The 2,899-nt window shown below is 41.7% G+C and carries 2 protein-coding genes; both read left to right on the forward strand.

Annotated elements, in window-relative coordinates:
* Positions 1–85: 85 nt before the first annotated feature.
* Positions 86–1,228 (forward strand): signal peptidase I, encoded by a 1,143-nt coding sequence (lepB, locus tag VF500_RS16400; RefSeq protein ID WP_330860706.1) that lies wholly within the window; start codon positions 86–88, stop codon positions 1,226–1,228.
* A gap of 22 nt (positions 1,229–1,250) precedes the next feature.
* Positions 1,251–2,729, forward strand: a complete 1,479-nt coding sequence (gene lepB, locus VF500_RS16405; protein WP_330860707.1) for a signal peptidase I — start codon at positions 1,251–1,253, stop codon at positions 2,727–2,729.
* The last annotated feature ends 170 nt before the right edge of the window (positions 2,730–2,899 follow it).

Here is a 2,899-nt window from a genome sequence, read left to right on the forward strand (position 1 = left end):
TGTAACATATATCTTATATATAAAATATAAACATTAAAAAATCTGCACATTTGCACATCTGAAATTTGCACATTCGATACATCATATGAACTGGAAATTCTGGAAAAAGAAAGATACAAGTAAAGTAAAAAAGAAAAAGGGTGCGCTTCGTGAATGGGGTGATGCTATCATATTTGCAGTAATAGCCGCTACCCTGATCCGTACGCTGTTTATCGAGGCTTACGTTATCCCCAGCGGCTCGATGGAAAACTCGCTTTTAATTGGCGATTACCTGTTTGTAAGCAAGGTTAATTACGGTGCGAGGATGCCGATAACCCCTGTTTCATTCCCTTTTATGCACCACACTACGCCCTGGGGTACCCAGGCATACTGGGGCGGGGTAAAATTGCCGTATTACCGTTTGCCTGGTTTAAGTGATATTAAAAAAGGCGATATCGTGGTTTTTAATGCGCCGATAGAGGCGGATTCACCTTATTTCAGGCCGGTTGATAAGCGTGAAAATATCATCAAACGCTGCCAGGGCACACCGGGCGACACGTTGAGTGTAGTTGACGCACAGGTGTATATCAACGGGAAGGCAGCCCCCGATCCTGAAAGAGGTAAAGAAGGTTATTTTGTTCAAACTAACGGAACAGAGTTTAATCCTGCTATTTTAAATGAACTTAAAATAGATCAACCGGGTAGCATGGGAGACAATCGCTATGAAATGAAGATGTCGAAAGAGGCAGCCGCTACTTTAAAAACCTATTCGAACGTAAAATCAATTGTGCCTGCAATAACACTTAAAGGCACCAGCGATCCGCTGAACCCGGTTTACCCTGCCAAGTATCCTCGTTATAAGATCACCACTAATTTTCCCGATTTTAAATGGAATGTTGACAACTACGGGCCTATCATTATCCCCAAAAAGGGATGGACTGTTAAGTTAGACAGTCTTACTTTCCCGGTTTATGGCCGTGCTATCGAGATTTATGAAAACAATAAGGTAAATGTTGTGGGCAAGGATATCATGATTAACGGAAAAAAAGCCGATACTTATACCTTTAAGCTTAACTACTATTTTATGATGGGCGATAACCGCCATAATTCGGAAGATTCGCGCTTTTGGGGCTTTGTTCCCGAAGATCACGTAGTAGGCAAAGCTTTATTTACCTGGATGAGTATTGATAGTACTGCAACTTTCTTTGATAAAATAAGGTGGAACAGGTTGTTCAGGGGCATACATTAATTGAAAATATAAAAACACTGAAGTGAACGTTGTAGCATTTGTAATTGCATTTATTATTTTAATCATATTGCCTTACGTAGGCTTATGGAAGTTATTTGAAAAGGCGGGCAGACCGGGTTGGGAAGCTATAATTCCGCTCTACAATTTTTATATAATGATCAAATTAAGCGGCAGGCCTGGCTGGTGGTTTGTATTATTACTTATACCTGGTTTGGGCTTTCTTGTCGCTTTAGGTATAACGATTGATTTTATTAAGTCTTACGGCAAATTTACGTTTGCCGAACATTGCGCAGGTGTTGCGCTACAGTTTATCTACCTGCCAAAATGGGGATTTGATAAGGATACCAAATATTTAGGTCAGTCGGCGAGCCCGGAGTTTAGGGAGAAATATAAGAAAGCCCTTAAGAAAACACAGACACGTGAATGGGCGGATGCTATCATTTTCGCGGTGATTGCTGCTACATTGATCCGTACATTATTTATTGAGGCTTACGTGATCCCCAGTGCCTCGATGGAAAGCTCCTTGCTTATTGGCGATTATCTGTTTGTAAGCAAAGTAAATTACGGGGCACGTTTACCAATGACGCCTGTCGCGTTTCCGTTTGCACATCATACCATGCCGCTCATCAATACCAAAGCTTATTGGGATGGCATTGAACTGCCATATTACCGTCTGCCGGGTTTGAGTGATATTAAAAAAGGCGATGTGGTGGTATTTAATTATCCTATGGATGCCGATTCGCCTTATTTCAGGCCGGTTGATAAACGCGAAAACTATATTAAACGCTGCCAGGGTACCCCAGGCGATACCCTGAGCGTTGTTAATGCACAAGTGTTTATAAACAGTAAAGCTGCTATTACGCCGCCAAACGGTGAGATCACTTATGACGTTAAAACAGACGGAAATGAGCTTAATCCGCAGATAGCAACTGATTTGCATTTGTCTGATATTTCATCAATAAACAACACTGAGTTTATTACAAACACCACCGAAGAGTCGGCAAAGGCTTTGCGCGGATATTCAAATATTAAATCGGTTACCCCAAGGTTAACGGCAAGGGGAGCATCAGATCCGCTTAGCCCTGTTTATCCTGCCATTTTCTCCAATTATAAAATAGGTGCTAACATTCCTGATTACAAATGGAACGTTGATAACTTCGGACCTATCATTGTACCTAAAAAAGGCTGGACAGTAAAATTGGATAGTTTAACATTCCCGATCTATGGCCGCGCTATAGCTATATATGAGGGCAACAAAGTAGACGTAAGCGGTAAGGACATCCTGATCAACGGACAGAAAGCTGATAGCTATACTTTTAAACTGAACTACTATTTTATGATGGGCGATAACCGTCATAACTCAGAAGACTCACGTTTCTGGGGCTTTGTTCCGGAAGACCATATTGTGGGTAAAGCGCTGTTCATTTGGATGAGTGTTGATGATAACGCTTCATTCATTCACAAAATTCGTTGGAGCAGGTTGTTTAACGTGATCCATTAAGCGCCCTAACCCCCTAAAGGGAGAACATTAGCACAACGCCTGTTTTGCGAAGCAAAACAGGCCTTGTGCTTTTTGTATATGGCTGCCGCGGGCTTGCAGCCACAAGTGTTCGGAAGATGAAATTATCTCTATTTTAAAATAAAAAAACATGTCATTGCGAGCGTAGCGCG

This window comes from Mucilaginibacter sp. (assembly GCF_036383575.1).
Taxonomy (GTDB): domain Bacteria; phylum Bacteroidota; class Bacteroidia; order Sphingobacteriales; family Sphingobacteriaceae; genus Mucilaginibacter.

What these genes read in the sequence shown, in the direction of transcription:
- lepB (WP_330860706.1), top strand. Translation starts at nt 86, where the DNA reads ATGAACTGGAAATTCTGGAAAAAGAAAGATACAAGTAAAGTAAAAAAG.